This window comes from Streptomyces sp. rh34, from assembly GCF_002551245.1.
GTDB lineage: Bacteria > Actinomycetota > Actinomycetes > Streptomycetales > Streptomycetaceae > Streptomyces.
The window spans coordinates 1-16,324 of the sequence record NZ_NTGZ01000083.1; the positions used below are offsets into that span (position 1 = coordinate 1).

General features: G+C 71.5%; 17 protein-coding genes and 1 riboswitch. Of the genes, 4 read left to right on the plus strand and 13 right to left on the minus strand.

The genetic code is table 11. The features are described from left to right. The 3 genes from CR470_RS17350 to CR470_RS39560 all read right to left on the minus strand — a co-directional run. On the minus strand, positions 1-847 hold an 847-nt coding region (locus tag CR470_RS17350), incomplete at its 3' end, for a cysteine desulfurase family protein (protein ID WP_107489475.1). A 131-nt stretch (positions 848-978) separates the two neighbouring features. Beyond that, positions 979-1,374 carry a hypothetical protein gene (locus CR470_RS17355; RefSeq protein WP_097868504.1) on the minus strand — a complete coding sequence of 132 codons (396 nt, stop codon included), beginning with the start codon at positions 1,372-1,374 and terminating at the stop codon, positions 979-981. Between the two features lie 82 nt (positions 1,375-1,456). After that, positions 1,457-1,612, minus strand: coding sequence for a hypothetical protein (locus CR470_RS39560; RefSeq protein ID WP_097868505.1), 156 nt, complete (start codon positions 1,610-1,612; stop codon positions 1,457-1,459). Between the two features lie 139 nt (positions 1,613-1,751). Between CR470_RS39560 and CR470_RS17365 the strand changes: the two genes are divergently transcribed. The 3 genes from CR470_RS17365 (at position 1,752) to CR470_RS17375 (ending at position 4,268) form a co-directional block, all read left to right on the plus strand. Further along, positions 1,752-2,378 (plus strand): TetR family transcriptional regulator, encoded by a 627-nt coding sequence (locus CR470_RS17365; protein WP_097868506.1) that lies wholly within the window; start codon positions 1,752-1,754, stop codon positions 2,376-2,378. A gap of 76 nt (positions 2,379-2,454) precedes the next feature. Further along, positions 2,455-3,339: a DUF2268 domain-containing protein gene (locus tag CR470_RS17370; protein ID WP_097868507.1), complete on the plus strand. Its 885-nt coding sequence runs from the start codon at positions 2,455-2,457 to the stop codon at positions 3,337-3,339. Positions 3,340-3,446: 107 nt separating this feature from the next. Then, positions 3,447-4,268, plus strand: coding sequence for a MerR family transcriptional regulator (locus CR470_RS17375; RefSeq protein WP_097868508.1), 822 nt, complete (start codon positions 3,447-3,449; stop codon positions 4,266-4,268). 21 nt (positions 4,269-4,289) lie between these two features. Here the strand turns inward: CR470_RS17375 and CR470_RS17380 are convergent, their stop codons facing one another. From CR470_RS17380 to CR470_RS17425, 10 genes are all read right to left on the minus strand, one after another. Next, positions 4,290-5,159, minus strand: a complete 870-nt coding sequence (locus CR470_RS17380) for a thioesterase family protein (protein ID WP_179892285.1) — start codon at positions 5,157-5,159, stop codon at positions 4,290-4,292. 65 nt (positions 5,160-5,224) lie between these two features. Next, positions 5,225-5,896 (minus strand): trimeric intracellular cation channel family protein, encoded by a 672-nt coding sequence (locus CR470_RS17385; protein WP_097868510.1) that lies wholly within the window; start codon positions 5,894-5,896, stop codon positions 5,225-5,227. A gap of 98 nt (positions 5,897-5,994) precedes the next feature. After that, complete coding sequence (locus tag CR470_RS17390; protein ID WP_097868511.1) at positions 5,995-7,158, minus strand: ABC transporter ATP-binding protein; 1,164 nt, start codon at positions 7,156-7,158, stop codon at positions 5,995-5,997. Then, positions 7,155-8,147, minus strand: coding sequence for an ABC transporter ATP-binding protein (locus tag CR470_RS17395; RefSeq protein WP_097868512.1), 993 nt, complete (start codon positions 8,145-8,147; stop codon positions 7,155-7,157). The genes CR470_RS17390 and CR470_RS17395 overlap by 4 nt, the downstream gene beginning before the upstream one ends. A 6-nt stretch (positions 8,148-8,153) precedes the next feature. Continuing rightward, the gene (locus tag CR470_RS17400; RefSeq protein ID WP_097868513.1) at positions 8,154-9,116 is read right to left on the minus strand and encodes an ABC transporter permease; all 963 of its coding nucleotides are present in this window, start codon (positions 9,114-9,116) and stop codon (positions 8,154-8,156) included. Position 9,117: 1 nt separating this feature from the next. Further along, the gene (locus tag CR470_RS17405) at positions 9,118-10,122 is read right to left on the minus strand and encodes an ABC transporter permease (RefSeq protein ID WP_097868514.1); all 1,005 of its coding nucleotides are present in this window, start codon (positions 10,120-10,122) and stop codon (positions 9,118-9,120) included. A gap of 85 nt (positions 10,123-10,207) precedes the next feature. Further along, a complete protein-coding gene (locus CR470_RS17410) occupies positions 10,208-11,878 on the minus strand; it encodes an ABC transporter substrate-binding protein (protein WP_097868515.1) in 1,671 nt (556 codons plus the stop codon). Positions 11,879-12,117: 239 nt separating this feature from the next. Beyond that, positions 12,118-12,945 carry an enhanced serine sensitivity protein SseB C-terminal domain-containing protein gene (locus tag CR470_RS17415; protein WP_373561419.1) on the minus strand — a complete coding sequence of 276 codons (828 nt, stop codon included), beginning with the start codon at positions 12,943-12,945 and terminating at the stop codon, positions 12,118-12,120. 155 nt (positions 12,946-13,100) lie between these two features. After that, entirely contained in the window at positions 13,101-13,871 is a 771-nt protein-coding gene (locus tag CR470_RS17420) for an enhanced serine sensitivity protein SseB (RefSeq protein WP_097868517.1), read from the minus strand. Positions 13,872-13,943: 72 nt separating this feature from the next. Continuing rightward, complete coding sequence (locus CR470_RS17425; protein WP_097868518.1) at positions 13,944-14,636, minus strand: AAA family ATPase; 693 nt, start codon at positions 14,634-14,636, stop codon at positions 13,944-13,946. 175 nt (positions 14,637-14,811) lie between these two features. Beyond that, a riboswitch (glycine riboswitch) is annotated at positions 14,812-14,909 on the plus strand. Between the two features lie 175 nt (positions 14,910-15,084). Between CR470_RS17425 and gcvT the strand changes: the two genes are divergently transcribed. After that, the gene (gcvT, locus tag CR470_RS17430) at positions 15,085-16,260 is read left to right on the plus strand and encodes a glycine cleavage system aminomethyltransferase GcvT (protein ID WP_097868519.1); all 1,176 of its coding nucleotides are present in this window, start codon (positions 15,085-15,087) and stop codon (positions 16,258-16,260) included. Positions 16,261-16,324 lie beyond the last annotated feature (64 nt).

Genomic DNA, 16,324 nt, shown 5'->3' on the forward strand with positions numbered 1-16,324 from the left:
AGATGTGTATAAGAGACAGCACGAGGTCGTCGCGCAGGGAGCCCACGCGCCGGGCGAACTGCTCGCGCCGCTCGGCCGCCAGCCGTCCGGCGACCGCGAAGGAGGCGACGGCGGGCACGTCCAGCGTGCCGGAGCGCACGTGCCGCTCCTGGCCGCCGCCGTGCAGGACGGGTACGGGGGTGTGGTCGCGGCCCAGCAGCAGCGCGCCGATGCCGAACGGACCGCCGATCTTGTGCCCGCTGACCGTCATGGCGGCCAGTCCGGAGCGGGCGAAGTCGACCTCCAGCTGACCGAAGGCCTGGACCGCGTCGGCGTGCATGGGGATGGAGAACTCCGCCGCCACCGCCGCCAGTTCACGGACCGGCATGATGGTGCCGATCTCGTTGTTGGCCCACATCACGGTGATCATCGCGACGTCGTCGGGGTCGCGGAGGATCGCCTCGCGGAGGTCTTCGGGGTGGACCCGGCCGTGGCGGTCGACCGGGAGATAGTCGACGGTCGCGCCCTCGTGCTCCGCGAGCCAGTCGACGGCGTCCAGGACGGCGTGGTGTTCGACGGGACCGGCCAGGACCCGGGTGCGGCGGGGGTCGGCGTCGCGTCGGGACCAGTAGAGGCCCTTCACCGCGAGATTGTCGGCCTCCGTGCCTCCGGAGGTGAGGACCACCTCGCTGGGGCGTGCGCCGAGGGCGTCGGCAAGAGCTTCTCTGGACTCCTCGACGGTACGGCGGGCCCGGCGTCCGGCGGTGTGCAGTGAGGACGCGTTGCCGGTGGCGGAGAGCTGGGCGGTCATCGCCCCGATCGCTTCGGGAAGCATCGGGGTGGTCGCGGCGTGGTCGAGGTAAGCCATGGTGGGGCCGATTCTACGAGCCCGGGGTGGGGCGCATGCCGGGCGCGTCATGGCCCGGTCCCCGCGCACGCCCGCGGAGGGCCCCGCTCCGGAACGGGGAGAGCGGCTCGTGGGGTCGCGTGGGGGGCGCGTCAGCCGCCGAGGTCCCAGGCGATCGTGCCGTCGCCGGTGACGAGGACGGCGAGCACGACGAGGTCGGCGATGCCCAGGGCGAGGCCCAGCCGGGCGCGTCCCCGGCGGCGGGTGCGGCGGGCCAGGGCCAGCAGGGCCATCACGATCGCGGTGGGCCCGAGCAGGAGGTTGAAGACCAGCAGCCCGACGAGGCCGAGGACGAACGAGGCGACGGCCAGACCGTCCGCTTCCCGGCCCACGGCCCGGGAGGCCGCGGCATCCGTACCCGCGACGGGGGCGGGGGTCCGCCCGGTCGCTCCGGAAGCGGCGCCGGTGTCAGGACCGGCAGCCTCGGATCCCGTAACGGCTTCGGTGCCGGAGTCGGTCACGCGGCGGGCGAAGTCGGTGAGGGTCATGGTGCGAGCTCCTTCGGATCGATCCGGGAACGGCAGGCTCGGCGGGTGCGGGTGCGGGCTTCCGGGGGCGCGGCGGGGCTGGTCAACGGGTGCGGCGCGACGCGCGCTCGCGTACGGCGAAGGCCAGCAGCCAGCAGCCGATCAGGGCCGCGGCCGCCAGGGACAGCGGGAGCGGGAGGTGGGCGACCGCTCCGAGGACGATGCCCAGCAGGAGCAGCGCGGCGACGAGGGCGAGCACGGCGGGACCTCTCTGTGCGACGACGAGTACCGTTCGAACAGCCGTGGGGAAGCCATTCGGAGTACGAGTGTTCACTGACTTGGAAGTCTAAACCCCGAGCCCCTTCCTCGACTCGGAGAACGGTTGTTTACTGAATGGCATGAGTCACATCCCCGCCGGAGTCCGCCAGACCCAGAAGCTCAGGACGCGCCAGGCCCTCCTGGACGCGGCGCTCACCCTGCTGGAGCACCAGAGCCTGAGCAGCCTGGGCCTCCGGGAGGTCACCCGGGCCGCCGGGGTCACCCCGACCGCCTTCTACCGGCACTTCGAGGACACCGCCGCGCTCGGCGTCGCCCTGGTCGAGGAGACCCTGGGCAGCCTGCACGGGCTGATCGGCGCGGTGCTCGCGGAGACGGGTGACAGCGAGGAACGACTGGACCGCGGCGTGGAGGTGATAGCACGTCATGTCGGCGCGCAGCCGGCCCACTTCCGGTTCATCGCCCGCGAGCAGCACGGCGGCGTGGGCCCGGTGCGCGTGGCCATCGCCGCCCAACTGCTGCGGTTCGCGGAGGAGGTGGCGCTGGCGCTGCGTGAGGAGCCGGGGTCGGCCGGGTGGAGCACGGAGGACCTGCTGATGCTGGGCGGCCTCTATGTGGACCACATGGTGATCACCGCGTCGGCCCTGCTGGAGGCCGGTCCGGCGGGTGAGCGGGAGGTCGTCCGGGTGGCCCGGCGTCGGCTGCGGCTGGTCTCGGTCGGCCGCGAACACTGGCTGGACGAGGGGTGACGGGGCGCGCCCCCGGGCCGGCCTCCGACAGAGCCGCTTGACCCTCCCGTAACAGGAGGCTCTACGGTCCCCGGACATGAAGATCGTCGTCCATGACACCGCCTCCGCCCTGCTCGACCTCCTGCACCGCCCCGTGGCCCAACGGCCCGACGCCCTGCGCGAGATATTCGCCCCGCTGCAGGAGGTGATGTCCCGCGTGGGGGTCGGGGACCTGGTCGAGACGCACCGCGCGGGCAGCGGATTCCCCCTCGACCGGGACGAACCGCGTCACCTGGCGGCCCTGGAGCGGATGCGGGAGGCCCGGGTGTGGCAGCGGGTCGAGGAATCCCTCGCCGCCGCGCGGGAGCGGCTGGGCGCGGCGGCGCCCGGTGCGCGGACCGCCGACACCGTGCACGTGGTTCTGGTGCTCGGCGACCCGGACGATCCGCTGGTGGGCCTCAACCAGGGCTACTTCGGCCTCGGCGGCATCCCGGGCGCGATCCTGCTGATGATGTGGCCCACCGCGACCAGCCTCGCCAAGATCGAGCACGCCGCCGCCCATGAGCTGCACCACAACGTCCGCTACGCCAACGTGGACTGGGACCCGATGGCGGTCACGGTCGGCGAGCAGGTCGTGGCCGAAGGGCTGGCCGAGGCGTTCGTACGGGAGCTGGCGGGCGAGGACGCCATGGGCCCCTGGGCCACGGCGCTGTCCGGCACGGAGCTGGACGACGCCTGCGCGAAGGTGGCGGCCGGGATCGACGTCGCGGGTATGCAGAACCTGTCCCCGTACGTGTTCGGCGACCGCACCGCCCTCCAACTGGGGCAGGAGCCGGTCGGGCTGCCGGACTTCGCCGGGTACGCGGCCGGGCTGCGCTTCGCGGACGCCCACCTCGCGGCCTCCGGGCTGACCGCCGCCGCGAGCGTCGCCCTGCCCGCGCGCGAGGTTCTCGCCAACGCGGGCGTGCCGACCACGGCGTGACCCTGCCCCGGGTCCCGTACCTCCGGCCCCGGGCCCCGTACTCCCTCCCCCCGACCCGTTCCCCCGGCCCGGGGGACCCGCTCCCCCGGCTGCGGGAGACTGGACCGATGAGGAGCGAGGACCGACGCCCCGAGGAGCCGCCCGCCGACGGTCTGACCGTCGGCCGGACGGCCGAGCTCGTCGGGGTCAGCGTGAAGACGCTGCACCACTGGGACTCGATCGGCCTGGTGCGGCCGGGCGGGCGCACGAGGGCCGGGTACCGGGTGTACGGGGACGACGACGTCGCCCGGCTCCACCGGGTCCTCGTCTACCGGGAGATCGGCATCCCGCTCGCCGCGATCGGCCGGCTGCTGGACGACCCGGAGGTCGACGCGCGCGAGCACCTGCGCCGGCAGCGGGGGCAGCTCGTGGAGCGGGTCTCCCGGCTGCAGCGGATGGTGGGCGCGGTGGACCGCATGCTGCTGGAGTCGAAGCCGGGGATCCGGCTGACGCCCGAGGAGCAGGTGGAGATCTTCGGGGACGACTGGGAGCCCGCCCGGACCGAGGAGGCCGAGGAGCGCTGGGGCGACACGGAGCAGTGGGCGCAGTACGCGGAGCGGGCGGCCGGGATGAGCCGCGAGGACTGGAAGGGCGTGGCGGCCGCCACCGAGGCCCTGACCGCCGACCTCGCCACCGCGTACCGCACGGCCGTCGCTCCCGGATCACAAGCCGCGGACGCCCTCGCGGAGCGGCACCGCGCGCAGATCTCGACGTACTTCGACTGCACGTACGCCATGCAGGTCTGCATCGGCCGGACGTACGTCACCGATCCCGGCTACGCCGCGCACTACGACGCGATCGCGCCGGGACTCGGCGGCTGGCTGTGCGAGGTGATCGCCGCGAACGCCGAGGCCCACGGCGTCGATCCGGAGTCCGCGGTCTGGGAGTAGCGAGGGGCCCCGGGCCGAGGCCTACGCGGTGCGCGGGGCCTTGGCCAGCTGGCGGGACTGGGCGACGAGGCGGTCGGCGCTGTCCCAGACCTCCGCGTCCTCCTCCAGGAAGCCGCCCGCGAGGTTGCGGGTGGTGATGGCGACGCGCAGCGGGCCCGGGGCGGGGCGGCAGCGGATGTGGGTGGTCAGCTCGACGGTGGGGGTCCAGCTGGTCAGGCCCAGCTCGAACGAGGTCGGCGGCAGGGCGTCCACGGTGAGCAGCAGCGACAGCGGGTCCGGGTCACGGCCGTCGGCCAGGCCGAACCAGCCGCGCATCTCGCCCTTGCCGGACGGGGCTCCGACGGCCCAGCCGACGGTCGCCGGGTCGAGCTTGATGTCCAGGCGGTCGGTGATGGCGGAGCTGCCGGGGATGCTGGGCGCGCCGTCGCTCGGGCCGAGGCAGTGGTCCCGGTCGGGCATGGCGGGCGGGCGGGCCGTCGTGCGGACGTCGTCGGGGAGCGCGTCCAGGTCGCCGTAGGTGGCCAGGACCCTGATGCGCTCGATCTCGCCGCCGTCCTCGGTGTACTGGAAGAGGGAGGCCTGGCCCGTGGAGAGGGTGCGGCCGGTACGGACGGTCTGGGTGCGTACGACGGCGGGTCCGGGCACGGAGGCGGTGAGGTAGTGCGCCGTGACGGAGAACGGGTCGGAGTGCGGCAGGGCGTCGCCCAGGGCCCGGCCCAGCAGGGCCAGCAGGTAGCCGCCGTTGACGGCCTGGATGATGGTCCAGCCCGCGGAGAGCTCGGCGTCGTAGACGCCCTCCTCGCGCGGGGTGACCGCGGTGTCCCGGTCGAACTCGCTGTCGCCGATGGTTGCCCGTGCGGTCTGCGCCGCCTCAGTCGCTGCCTGTGCCATGGCATGCACGGTACATCGACCTCCCTACTGAGCGGTAGCTTTTTGGGGGCCGGATCATCTCCGCGCTACGTGGCCGCCGAGCCCTTCTCGGCGCGAGCGGAGGAGCGGTTGTACGCGCGGGGCGCGCGCCAGTGGAAGCGCAGCGCCAGCAGCCGCAGGGCGAACGCGACGATCACCGCCATCCCACTGGTCAGGGCGTTGAGGGTGTCGAAACGGATGCACAGGACGACCATGGTCGCGCCGACGATCGCGGGCACCGCGTACAGGTCGCGGTCCCAGCGCAGCAGGGAGGGCACCTCGTTGGCCAGTACGTCGCGCAGCACACCGCCGCCGACCGCGGTGGCCAGGCCCAGCGCCGCCGAGGCGGTGAGCCCGAGGCCGTACTCGTACGCCTTGACGGTGCCGGTCACGCAGAACAGGCCGAGCCCCGCCGCGTCGAAGACGTTGACGCCGGCCTGGATGCGCTCCACGTGCGGGTGGAGGAAGAAGACCAGGCCGGCGGCGAACAGCGGGGTGGTGAAGTAGCCGAGGTCGGTGAAGGCGGCGGGCGGAATCGCGCCGATCATCACGTCGCGGAACAGCCCTCCGCCCAGCGCTGTCACCTCCGCGAGGACCGCGATGCCGAAGACATCGAAGTTCTTGCGGACGGCGAGCAGGGCACCCGAGATCGCGAAGACGAAGATCCCGACGAGGTCGAGCGCATGCTGGACGGAGGGCGTGAACAGTTCGGTGAGCACCGGGCCATTCTGCCGGTGCCGGGCGCCCCAAGGCCTCCGGCCCGGATCCGGGCCGGGCCCGCGGAGCCCGGCCCGGTCCGAACGCGCGAGCCCGGGGCCTAGGCCTTGGGGTTGTCCTCCGTCTGTTCCGTGGCGTCCGCGTCGGCCTGGGCCGGTACGGTCGCGGGCTCCTTCGCGGGGGCCTCGGCCTCCGCGGTGTCCACCGCCTCGGCCGCCACCGTCTCCGTGCCGGTCACCGCGTCGATCCCCGAGGCCAGCGTCTGCTTCACCGTCCCGGCCTCGATCTCGGCGGTGAAGTGGCAGGCCACCTTGTGCCCGTCGCCGGTGTCCAGCAGCGGCGGGCGCTCCGTGGCGCACTTGGTCTCCTGCACCCACGGGCAGCGGGTGTGGAACCGGCAGCCGGTCGGCGGGTTCGCCGGGGAGGGCAGGTCGCCGTGGAGCAGGATGCGCTCGCGGCGGTCCTCGACCTCGGGGTCGGGCACCGGGACCGCCGACATCAGCGCCTTGGTGTACGGGTGCCGGGGCCCCGCGTACAACGCGTCGCTCGGGGCCTCCTCGACGAGCCCGCCGAGGTACATCACCCCGATGACGTCCGAGATGTGCCGGACCACCGCGAGGTCGTGCGCGATGACCAGGTAGGTCAGGCCCAGCGACTCCTGGAGCTCCTCCAGCAGGTTGATCACCTGCGCCTGGACCGAGACGTCCAGCGCGGACACCGGCTCGTCGCAGATGATCACGTCCGGCTCCAGCACCAGCGCGCGGGCGATGCCGATGCGCTGGCGCTGGCCGCCGGAGAACTCGTGCGGGTAGCGGGACATCGCGTTGGACGGCAGGCCGACCTTGGCGAGGATGTCCTCGATCTTCTTCCGGCGCTCCGCCGCGTCCTTCCCGATGCCGTGGGCGGCCATGCCCTCGGCGAGGATGGACTCGATGTTCTGCCGGGGGTTGAGGCTGCCCAGCGGGTCCTGGAAGACCATCTGGAGCCGGCGGCGGAAGGCCCGCATCTCCTCGGAGGGCAGCTTCGCCAGGTCGGTGCCGTCGAAGACGACCCCGCCCTCGGTGATGTCGTTCAGCCGCAGGACCGCACGGCCGAGCGTCGTCTTGCCGCAGCCCGACTCACCGACCAGGCCGTACGTCTGACCGGCCTCGACGCTCAGCGAGACGCCGTCGACCGCGTAGACGTAACCCACCGTACGGTCGAAGAGGAGGCCCTTCTTGACCGGGAAGTGGACTTTGACGCCGTCCAGTTCGAGAAGGCTCATGCCGGGACCTCCGCCTTGGGCAGGACCGGGTTGACGCAGCGCACCTGATGTCCGGCCGTGCGTGGTTCGGTCAGTTCGGGAGTGCCGGTGAGGCACTCCATCGTGTAGTGGTCGCAGCGGGGTGCGAACGCGCAGCCGTCGGCCCAGGCGATCTTGTCGTTGATGGACCCGCGGATCGGGTGCAGCGGCTCGCCGCGCGGCGCGTCGAGGCGCGGGATGGAGCCGAGCAGCCCGTGCGCGTACGGGTGGGTGGGGTGGGCGAACAGCTCGCGGCGGCCCGCCGACTCCACCGCCCGTCCGGCGTACAGGACGTTGACCTCGTCGCAGAGACCGGCGACGACGCCGAGGTCGTGCGTGATCATCAGCAGGGCGGTGCCCTCCTGGTCGACCAGTTCCTTCAGGAGCTCCAGGATCTGCGCCTGGATGGTCACGTCCAGGGCGGTCGTCGGCTCGTCGGCGATCAGCAGCCGGGGGGCGCAGGCGACCGCCATGGCGATCAGCGCCCGCTGGCGCATACCGCCGGAGAGCTGGTGCGGGTACTCCTTGAGCCGCCGGTCCGGGTCGGGGATGCCGACCCGGTCCAGCAGGGACACGGCTTCCTTGCGGGCCTTCTCGCCCTTCAGCCCGCGGTGGCGCTGGAGGATCTCGGTGACCTGGATCCCGATGGGGACGACCGGGTTCAGCGAGGAGAGCGGATCCTGGAAGATCATCGCGAGCTGGCTGCCGCGCAGATCGCGCAGCTTCCGCTCGTTCATGGTCAGCAGGTTCTGGCCGTCGAACTCGGCACGGCCGCCGACGCGCACGCCCTTGCGGGGCAGCAGGCCCATCAGGGCGAGCGAGGTGACGGACTTGCCGCAGCCCGACTCCCCGACCAGGCCCACGACCTGGCCCTGGTCGACCTCGAAGGAGACACCGTCCACGGCCGTGGCGTCCTTGCGGCCGCGGGCGGTGAAGGTGACGCTGAGTTCCTCAACGGTGAGCAGTGACATGGGACTTCAGCCTCGCAACTTCGGGTCGAGGGCTTCGCGCATGGCCTCGCCGAGCAGGGTGAAGCCAAGGGCGGTGATGATGATCCCGACGGCCGGGTAGGCGGCCATCATCGGCTCGTTGTCGAAGAAGCGCTGCGCCTGGGAGAGCATCACGCCCCACTCGGGAACGGCCGGGTCGGGGTTGCCGAGGCCGAGGTAGGACAGGGCCGCGGCCTCGATGATCGCGGTGGCCAGGCTCAGTGTCGCCTGGACGATCACCGGGCTCAGCGAGTTGGGCAGGATCTGCGTGAGCACGATCCGCTTGCGCCGGATGCCGACCGCCTTCGCGGCGAGCACGTAGTCCGCACCGCCCTGGACCAGCATCGAACCGCGCAGCAGGCGGGCGAAGATGGGGATCTGGACGACACCCACGGCGATCATCACGGTGGTCAGCGACTGGCCGAGGACCGCGGCGATGGAGACCGCGAGCAGCAGCGAGGGCAGCGACAGCATGATGTCGGTGAAGCGCATGATCACGGTGTCGACGCGCTGGCCGACCTTGCCGCCGAGGGTGGCGGCGGCTCCGGAGCCCACACCGACCAGCGCGCCGACGATCAGGCCGATGAGCATGGAGACGACACCGACGAGCAGCGTCTGCCGGGCCCCGACGAGCCAGCGGGAGAACATGTCGCGGCCCAGGTGGTCCAGGCCGAACCAGTTCTCGCCGCGCATGCCGATGAACTTGCCCTGGTTGGGGAAGACCTCGCTGCGCCAGTTCTGCGCGGTGGGCCCGTGCGGGGCCAGCATCGGGCCGACGATCGCGACGAGGATGAACGTGGCGATGATCGCCGCGCCGATGATCGCCATCTTGCTGGACCGCATCCGGCGGAACGCCTCGCGCCACAGGCTGGTGCCGGTGACGGTCTCGGAGCTCTGCGTCAGCTCGGCGAGACGGTCGATCTTGTCTGCTTTGTTGGTCAGGATCGTCACGTCAGTGCACCCGCACTCTCGGGTCGATGATGCTGTACGCGAGGTCGACCAGCAGGTTGATCAGCACGTACACCATCGCGATGAAGAGAATGAACCCGACGAGGACCGGGTAGTCGCGGCCGTCGATCGCGGTACGGATGAAGGAGCCGATGCCGCCGAAGTCGAAGACGGACTCGGTGAGCACCGCACCGGAGAGCAGGCTGCCGGTCAGCAGGCCGACCGCGGTGATCACGGGCAGCAGGGCGTTGCGCAGCACGTGGCGGCCGCGCACGGTCCGCTTGTCCAGGCCCTTGGACTCGGCGGTGCGGATGTAGTCCTCGCCGAGCACCTCCAGGACGCTGGCGCGGGTCATCCGGACGATGACGGCGAGCGGGATCGAGGCCAGTGCGACGGCGGGCAGGATCAAGTGCATGATCGCGTCCCAGCTCGCGTCGAACTCTCCGGTCAACAAGCCGTCCAGGACGGCGAATCCGGTGATGTCGGTGGCGTTGAGCCCAGTGGTGAGCCGGCCCTGGCTCGGGAACCAGCCCAGCTCCACGGAGAAGATCCCGCGCAGCAGCATGGCCAGGAAGAAGACCGGGATGCAGATGCCGAGCAGCGATCCGGAGACGGAGGCGACGTCCAGCCAGCCGCCGCGGTGCTTGGCCGCCAGGTAGCCCATCGGGATGCCCACGACCACGGCGATCAGGATCGCGGCGACGCTGAGTTCCACGGTGGCCGGGAAGCGCAGGGTGAATTCGTCCCACACCGGCTGGCCGGTCTGGGTGGAGGTTCCGAGGTCGAGCTCGAAGATGCGCTTGAGGAACCGCCAGTACTGGACGTGGACCGGCTCGTCGAGCCCGAGTGCCCTGTTGATTCTCGCTACTTCGGCTTCGGTGGCCCGCTCGCCCAGGATCGCTGAGGCGGGTCCGCCGGGCAGTCGGTTCAGCCAGAGGAACAGCAGGACCGACAGGCCGAGCAGGGTGGGAATGAGCTGGAGAAGTCTTCTTACGACGAGTCGCAGCACCCCGCATGCCCCTTTCTCACGTGCGTCGATGCGGGCCCGCCCGGCCACCTGGTTGCTGTGGCCGGGCGGACCCGCTGGTGTGCGATTACTTGAAGGAGACCTCGGCGAAGTTCTCCTGCGTCAGCGGGGAGACCTTCGGCGGGTTGACGTTCTTGGCGAACGCGATGGCCGGCGGCGACGACGAGATCGGCACGCCCGGGACGTACTCCGCGATCGCCTCGTTGGCCTTCTGGTAGGCCGCGGTGCGGGCGGCCTGGTCGGTGACCTTGGAAGCGGCGTTCACGGCGTCGAAGACCTTCTGGTCCTTGAAGCCCCACTGCTTGTCCGGTCCGGCGAACCAGGTGCCGATGAAGTTGTAGCCGTCGTTGAAGTCACCGGTCCAGCCGAGCATGTGCAGGGCGCAGGAGCCCGCCTCGGTGGCGTCCAGGTAGTCCGGGGCCCACTTCATGGCCTTCGGCTTGACGGTGATGCCGGCCTTCTCCAGGTCGGCCTTCATCAGCTCGAACATGTCCTGCGGGGCAGGCATGTACGGGCGGGTGACCTCGGTCGGGTAGCAGAAGTCGATGGTCAGCTTCTCCGCACCGGCCTGCTTGAGGAGGTCCTTCGCCTTGGCGGTGTCGAACGGGTACGTCTTCACCTTGTCCGAGTAGCCGGCGACCGTGTCGGGCATGAACTGGGTCGCGACCTTGCCGCCCTCGGGCAGCTGGGTGTTGACGAGGTTCTCGCGGTCGATGGCGTGCGTGATCGCCTGACGGACCTCGGGCTTCTTCAGCGCCGGGTTCGCCGACTGGCTCATGCCGAGGTAGAAGATGTTGAAGACGTCACGGGTCGGGACCTCGTAACCCTCCTTCTCCAGCGTCGTCACATCGGCCGGCGCGACCAGGTCGTAGCCGTCGATGTCACCCGCCTGGAGCGCCTGGCGGCGGGTCTCCTCGGTGGAGATGGTACGGAAGACCAGGTTCTTCACCTTGGCCTTGTCGCCCCAGTAGCCGTCGAAGCGCTCAAGGGAGACTTCCTTGTTGCCCTTGTTCCACTTCGTGATCTTGTACGGGCCGGTGCCGGCGACCGTGCCGGCCTCCTGGCTGTACTTGGGGTACGTGATCGCGTCGCCCTTGGCGGTCGCGTCCTGCTTCTCGTACTCCTTGATGGCCTTCGGCGAGTGGATCGCCAGCGCCTGGAGGGAGAACCCGCCCGGCAGGTTCGCCGAGGGCTCGTTCACCTCGATGACGGCCGTGTTGTCGTCCTTGGCGGTGCAGGACTTGTAGTTGGGCTTGGGCGCCTCGGCGTCCTCGTTCTTCGCGAACCCGCCCATGATGGTCTGCCAGTAGTAGGAGACCGCGCTGGACTGGTACGTGCCCTTCCAGTTGAACCAGTGGTCGTAGTTCGCGCAGACCGCGGCGGCGTTGAACGCCTCGCCGTCGTGGAACTTCACGCCCTGGCGCAGGTTGAACGTCCAGACCTTGCCGGCCGGGTCGCTCGACCACTTCTCGGCGAGGCCGCCGACGAGCTTGCTCCCACCGGGCTCGTGCTCCAGGAGCGCCTCGAAGGCCTGACGGGTGACGCGGAACGTCTCGCCGTCGCTCGCGAGGGCCGGGTCGAGGGAACCGGGGTCACCGGCTCCGGCGAAGACGAAGGTGTCCTTGTCGCCCCCCTTGGAGCCGCCTTCGTCCCGCTCGCTGGAACAGCCCGTGGCGATCAGACCGACAGCGACCGCTGTCGTGATCGCCCGGACAGCCCGGGACTTGAATATTCGCATGGGTCCACCCCTGGTTCGCCATGTGGTGAGGTTTGATGGCCGCACACTACAGACGGTGCCCACCGCAAGAGAACAGTCCGGATAGCGGTGAGACCTAGTCGAGACCCGGACAGTTAACAAACCGTCCAGTTCCGGGACATCCTCGCGGGGGAAGTTAACAAGCCGGACATGGAAGGGTGTTCGACGGAGGGTGACCGGAGCGGCGAGCGGCGCCGGCCGCGCCGCCCGCTCGGCGCCGCTCAGCGGGGCTGGGGCGGGTATCCGTATCCGGGGGCCGCGAGGGGCGGCGGACCGGCGGGGGCGTGCGCCTCGCGGTCGTAGAACGGCCGGGCGTTCGCGCGCAGCCACATGCCGACCGGGTCGTACTCGTCGGACAGGGCGACGGTGGAGACGGGGAGCCCCTCGGGGACCGCGCCGACCGACTGCCGCATCATCTCGCGCACCGATTCGACGGAGGCTCGGCCGGTGTCGTAGAGGTCGAGGCCGATCGCGAGATACGGGACGCCGACCGCGGGGTGCACCCAGGCGCGGCGCAGGGAGCGGATCGCGGGGGTGCGGTGGGCGTTCTGGCTGAGCAGGGCGTAGAACTGCGGGAGTTCGATGGCGGGGTCGGAGAGCCGGAGCGGTCCGGCGGGCAGCCGGTCCAGGCCGGTGGCGATGCGCCGCAGGTCGAGCCAGGGGATGCCGACGCCGCCGCCGGGGGCGTGCGGGTTGAGCCAGATGCCCCAGCGGTCGGGGAACAGGGAGCGGGCGATGTCGCGTCCGGTGACCAGCTCGTGGGCCCGGTTCCAGCCACTGGCCGACAGCTCCTGGGCGGAGGTGACGCAGGGGGCGTAACCCAGGCCGTCGATCTCCATGTTCCCGTACTGGGCGTCCGGTGAGCCGGCCGTGCCGTGCCAGAGCAGCATCCAGATCCGGCCCTCGGCGACCGCGGCGAGCAACGCCTCGTAGGCGTCGTAACGCCCGGGGGTCACCTGGCGCAGCATGTGCTCGACCGTCCCCGGGCGACTCGGCTCCGCTCGATCGGGGAAGGCCCCGCTGGCCGCCGCGGTGCCTGACGCACTCACTCTGGGTTCCGCCCCTCGTCGATCCGTCGCGTTCGCGCCACCGCTCCCGGGCACACGGGAGCGACCACGCCATCAAACCAGCTTATGCGCCACTTCTGACACCGACTTGACGCCGCGGTCCGGCGGCGCTGTCACCCGGCCGCCTTCCGTTGCCGTCAGTGGCCCTCGCGCCGGTAGAACGGGCGCACTTTCTCCCGCATCCAGTCGCCGACGAGGTCCTCCGCCACGTCGAGCAGGACCAGATTGACCGGCCAGGGCACCTGGACCCGGCCGAGCGCGCGGCCGATGGCGTCCATGGGCGCGCTCTGTCCCGCGCCGTCCCAGGTGGCGAACTCGACGCCGACGAAGAGGACCGGGTCGCCGCCCTCGATGCTGGCCAGGGCCCGGCGGGCGGTGCTCACCACTCCGGTGGCCTCGAACTCCTCGGACACGGCGGTGAGGAAGTCGACCGGGTCGTGCTGCCAGTCCGGCTCGAACAGCCGGACCCGGCCGCCGGTGGCGGGCCCGTCCAGCGCGGTGCGGCCGGCCCGGCAGAGCTCGGCGACAGCGGGCGGCGGAAGGGGTACGCCGACCGCGCCGCCCGGGTTCACGGCGATGCCGACCTGCGGGGGCAGGCCCCGGGCGAAGTCGCGGGCGGGCGCGACGGTGAAGGACATGTGGCCGCCGACGCAGCTGAGGAACTGGGCCTCGGAGCTGAAGACGGGGACGAAGGCCGCGCCGTCGATCTCCATCATCGGCAGGTCGAGGTCGGCGCTCGCGGGGGTGCCGCCGTTCGGCAGCGGCACCCAGACGGAGCTGCGGCCGAGCACCTCGACGAGGCGGCCGCCCGCGTCGGGGACGCCGAGCGAGGCCGTCAGTACCTCTTCGAGCTCGTTGGCGGGCCACCCCTGCTGGGGGTGCGCCGGTGCGGGTGCCGGAATGTCCACTGCCTCTGTGCCCTCTCTCCACCGCCTCGGCCGCGCCTCGGCGGCCCTCTGCTCCGGCCAGCACCTTAACCGTCAGCGGGCGGTGGAAGCCTCGGCGGCCGTGAAGGAGATCCGGCCGAGCGCTCCCGCGGCCTCGCGGTCCAGCAGCACCGCGGAGGTGCAGCCGGCGGGCAGCAGCCCCTGTTCGGTGTCGCGGAGCAGCCGGGCGACCGCGTGCCGGTGGCGGGCGAAGGCGTAGCCGGAGACCCCGCGCCCACGCTCGCGCTGCCCCTGCCGGGCCACCTCGGGCGTCACGTCGAGCAGGATCAGATGGAGGGTGCGGCCCCGGCTCACGGCGTGCCGGGCGAGCCAGCGACGTACCCAGGTCTGGGTGCCGCAGTCGTGCACCACGACGGATTCACCGGAGCGCAGGGCGTTCCAGAGGCCGAGGTAGTGCGCGGCGCGGACCAGGGGGCGGTAGAGGGCGTAGGGCAGTAAGCGGGGCAGGCCGGCGGCCCAGCTGTCGCGGGTGTTCTGGGAGTCGATGGCGCGGCCCTGCACGGTCCGCCGGATGAGGGTCGACTTCCCGCTGCCGGGCAGTCCGGAGACCACGACGACGTCACCGGCGGTGAGATCGAGGCCGTACGGGCCACAGTCGGTACGCCCGCGCAGGTCGCGTACCACCGGCGCGCCCTCCGTCAGCAGCTCCCGTACGGGAGCGCCGGGCTGTGCGGGCATCGCGCCGCGCGCGACCCCCGCGGTCGGTGCCGACCGCTGCAACGTCATCGCCCATCCCCCTGCCGTCGTGTCCCCCACGCCTGCCCCTGAAGTGTAAAGAAAAGGCAATGCAGCACAACCGGCTCCGGGCCTGTTGTAGCCGTCTTCACCTGCAGGGGGACCTGACCCCCCACTCTCCCCCCATGCATGCGATGATGACCCCGCCAACTGCATACCGGCCGTTCGAATCCGCGCGGGAGAGTTCCGGCCACAGTGTGAGCCGGGCGCCGAAGGAGCAAGATCCTCCCTTGAATCTCTCAGGCCCCGTACCGCGTGGATGAGGCAGATCTGAAAAGCGAGCCGTTCCGCGGCTCCACCCAAGGTGCAAGCCGAGCCCCCCTGATCCGGGGTGCCCTCCATGGGCATACCCCGTCGGGGGCTATCGGCGAACCTCTCAGGTTCCGATGACAGATGGGGAGGATTCGTCCTGACGTCGTCATGCCCTGGAGCCGTATCCATGAGCACTGCCCCCCGTCATACCGCCCCCCCGTCGCCCACCACCACCCTGCCTGACGGTGCTGCGCACCAAAGCCCTGTTCAAGCTCTGCACCGCTCGCTCGGCGCCACCATGACCGACTTCGCGGGCTGGGACATGCCCCTGCGGTACGCCAGTGAGCGCGACGAGCACAACGCCGTACGCACCCACGCCGGTCTCTTCGACCTGTCGCACATGGGCGAGATCACCGTCACCGGGCCCGAGGCCGCCGCCTTCCTGAGCTACGCCCTGGTGGGCAACATCGCCACCATCGGCAACGGCCGGGCCCGCTACACGATGATCGTCCAGGAGGACGGCGGGATCGTGGACGACCTGATCGTCTACCGCCTGGGCGAGACCGAGGCCCCCGAGTACCTGGTGGTCGCCAACGCGGGCAACGCGCAGACCGTGCTGGACGCGCTGACCGCCCGCGTCGGGGGCTTCGACGCCGAGGTGCGCGACGACCGGGACGCGTACGCGCTGCTCGCGGTCCAGGGCCCCGAGTCGCCCGCCATCATGAAGGCCGTCACCGACGCCGACCTGGACGGGCTGAAGTACTACGCGGGCCTGCCGGGCACGGTCGCCGGGGTCCCGGCGCTCATCGCCCGTACCGGCTACACCGGCGAGGACGGCTTCGAGCTGTTCGTCGCGCCCGAGCACGCCGAGCAGCTGTGGCGGGCACTGACCGAGGCCGGCTCCCCGCACGGCCTGATCCCCTGCGGGCTCTCCTGCCGGGACACGCTGCGCCTGGAGGCGGGCATGCCGCTGTACGGGCACGAGCTGACGACCGCGCTCACCCCGTTCGACGCGGGCCTGGGCCGGGTCGTGAAGTTCGAGAAGGAGGGCGACTTCGTCGGGCGCGAGGCTCTGACGGCCGCCGCCGAGCGTGCCGAGACCGCCCCGCCGCGCAAGCTGGTGGGCCTGATCGCCGAGGGCCGCCGGGTCCCGCGCGCGGGCTTCCCCGTCGTCGCCGACGGCAAGGTGATCGGCGAGGTCACCTCCGGCGCCCCGTCCCCGACCCTGGGCAAGCCGATCGCCATGGCCTACGTGGACCCGGCCTTCGCCGCGCCGGGCGCCGAGGGCGTGGGCGTGGACATCCGCGGCACGCACGAGCCGTACGAGGTCGTCGCGCTGCCGTTCTACAAGCGCCAGAAGTGATATTCCGGAAGGACCGGGACTCCCCGGGCCCTTTCGACCGCGCACAGACGTCACGGAAGTGACG

What these genes read in the sequence shown, in the direction of transcription:
- CR470_RS17375 (WP_097868508.1), top strand. Translation starts at nt 3,447, where the DNA reads ATGAGGAGCGAGGACCGACGCCCCGAGGAGCCGCCCGCCGACGGTCTG.
- gcvT (WP_097868519.1), top strand. Translation starts at nt 15,085, where the DNA reads ATGAGCACTGCCCCCCGTCATACCGCCCCCCCGTCGCCCACCACCACC.
- CR470_RS17370 (WP_097868507.1), top strand. Translation starts at nt 2,455, where the DNA reads ATGAAGATCGTCGTCCATGACACCGCCTCCGCCCTGCTCGACCTCCTG.
- CR470_RS17395 (WP_097868512.1), bottom strand. Translation starts at nt 8,147, where the DNA reads ATGTCACTGCTCACCGTTGAGGAACTCAGCGTCACCTTCACCGCCCGC.
- CR470_RS17355 (WP_097868504.1), bottom strand. Translation starts at nt 1,374, where the DNA reads ATGACCCTCACCGACTTCGCCCGCCGCGTGACCGACTCCGGCACCGAA.
- CR470_RS17365 (WP_097868506.1), top strand. Translation starts at nt 1,752, where the DNA reads ATGAGTCACATCCCCGCCGGAGTCCGCCAGACCCAGAAGCTCAGGACG.
- CR470_RS17390 (WP_097868511.1), bottom strand. Translation starts at nt 7,158, where the DNA reads ATGAGCCTTCTCGAACTGGACGGCGTCAAAGTCCACTTCCCGGTCAAG.
- CR470_RS17410 (WP_097868515.1), bottom strand. Translation starts at nt 11,878, where the DNA reads ATGCGAATATTCAAGTCCCGGGCTGTCCGGGCGATCACGACAGCGGTC.
- CR470_RS17380 (WP_179892285.1), bottom strand. Translation starts at nt 5,159, where the DNA reads ATGGCACAGGCAGCGACTGAGGCGGCGCAGACCGCACGGGCAACCATC.
- CR470_RS17425 (WP_097868518.1), bottom strand. Translation starts at nt 14,636, where the DNA reads ATGACGTTGCAGCGGTCGGCACCGACCGCGGGGGTCGCGCGCGGCGCG.